The 1,969-nt window shown below is 35.6% G+C and carries 3 protein-coding genes; all 3 read right to left on the bottom strand.

The genetic code is table 11. The features are described 5' to 3' along the window. On the bottom strand, positions 1 to 243 hold a 243-nt coding region (locus tag F6K22_RS39665), incomplete at its 3' end, for a photosystem II biogenesis protein Psp29 (protein ID WP_293110534.1). Positions 244 to 1,132: 889 nt separating this feature from the next. Beyond that, entirely contained in the window at positions 1,133 to 1,507 is a 375-nt protein-coding gene (locus F6K22_RS39660) for an STAS domain-containing protein (protein WP_293110532.1), read from the bottom strand. 69 nt (positions 1,508 to 1,576) lie between these two features. Then, on the bottom strand, positions 1,577 to 1,969 hold a 393-nt coding region (locus F6K22_RS39655; RefSeq protein ID WP_293110531.1), incomplete at its 5' end, for a coproporphyrinogen III oxidase.

Below are 1,969 nucleotides of genomic sequence, written 5' to 3'. Positions count from 1 at the left end.
TATCAAAGCATTAAAAATCGAAATTTTGTCCTGCTCTGGAGAATATCCCTGCATAAAACGGTCAAAAGCTGTAACTACACCCAAAGCATAAAATGGGTTATAGCTATAATTAGTATTAACGGAAATCAGGTGCATTTCCACTAACAACTCTTCAACTACCCGATTATATATTGAATTAATAGGACGGATGTGAAAGTTATAAAAGGCTTTCTTAGTATCTGAAACAGTACGAATATTATTCACCTGGTGTTCTAGTTCTATAATCCCATCCCTGGCTCTTGAATTCTTATCTACTGTACAAGTTTTTAAGTATATTGTAGCAGAGTGGGTTTTACGATGTGAAGTACCTACCTCAATGCTGTACTTATGTGTATTTTATCGATCCTATCGATCCTAGCAAAAGATAATGTGGCACTATAGTTGAGTTTTTAGTTAATATAGTTGTCTGTCAATTTAGAAATGATGGATAGATTTTTGTAAATTTGGATTTTAGGGTAATGCTTTTTGGGATAAGCAATCTCTAAAAATTATTTTGACAGACGAATAGTGTGTTGGCGTAATACCAATTTTATAAATTTTTGCTACAAATATTTGGACTGTTTCTAGTAGTCAATAGTCAATAGTCAGTAGTCAGTAGAAGCACTTTTTATTATCATTTTTTTCTATGAAACAATCTATTCTAGTGAATTTGCATCTGACTTAAACTACTTTGGTTGACTAAAATATTCGTAACATTCTTTTTTCATGCTTGGTATAAGTCCTAAATTAAGATTGAGCCACAAACACACCAACTAACTTGAAGGGGTTATTAGATCAATAAAAATTAATCAAACCTTATAATTCTATTTGAGTAGAATTTTTTTTCTACTCTAATTTGCTGCTAAAAATGGCGATCGGTAGCTTATGGTTGGTAGCTATTCAAATCAAAACTTTAAATTCTGAGTTTAAAGCTTAGTCCAACTAAATGAGTATTTCACCAAAGTATAAGTTTATTGCTGCTGGAGCTGAATTGATTTCCAAAAGATATACTATGGATAAACCGAAGGTAGAAATAATATTCCTTTAAAAGTATTACTTTAACTATCAAGGTATTATTTCTACCATTAAATTGACTCGTTCTGCCTCAGAATTTTTAAGCTCTATTCCCTTCACGGACATCATCATAATTAAGAGCTTCTTCTTCTGTTTCAAAAATCTCAAACACAGAATCCATCATGGTTACCTCGAATACCAGTTTAGCTTCTGGATGAACGCTACAAATACGGAAGCTACCCTTAACTTTGTCAGCATCTCGCATCCCTGCTACCAGGGATGTCAGTCCAGAACTATCAATAAAGTTAACCTGGCCTAAATTGACCACTACATGACGACTTAGTTTGGAGATACATTCCTGCAACTTGAGGCGAAACTGCCAAGCTGTTGTGATATCCAAGCGTCCAGTTGGTGCTAGGACGATTACTGTTGTGCCGTCCTGAGTTGTGTGGGTTTTTTGCTCAATCTGAATCACTGACCCTTCCCTCGGGATGATATTACTTGCGGTGGTTGCCCATCTAAACTGTAGTTTAACTCATAGTAATTAATGATTTGGTTTCCAGTTAGCCCAATCATGAGGTTTTAAGAATACTTCATATAGTTCAGCTTCTGGTGTATTGGGTTCTGGGTTATACCCATATTCCCAACGAACCAAAGGCGGTAAAGACATCAAGATTGACTCTGTACGACCATTGGTTTGCAAACCAAAAATTGTACCTCTGTCATACACTAGATTAAATTCAACATAACGGCCACGTCGGTATAGCTGAAAGTTACGTTCCCGATCGCCATATTCCATGGGTTGCCGTCGCTCTACTATTGTTGTATATGCTGGTAAGAATGATTTACCACAATTTTGTATAAATGTAAATAAAGATTCCCAACTTCGAGATTCAGGAACTCCTAACTCCTTACTATAGGTTGCTGCTGGTCCTTG

The organism is Okeania sp. SIO2F4 (assembly GCF_010672385.1).
Lineage (GTDB): Bacteria > Cyanobacteriota > Cyanobacteriia > Cyanobacteriales > Microcoleaceae > Trichodesmium.
Note: the sequence above shows the minus strand (reverse complement) of the source record. Positions and strands in the feature narration are given on the sequence as shown.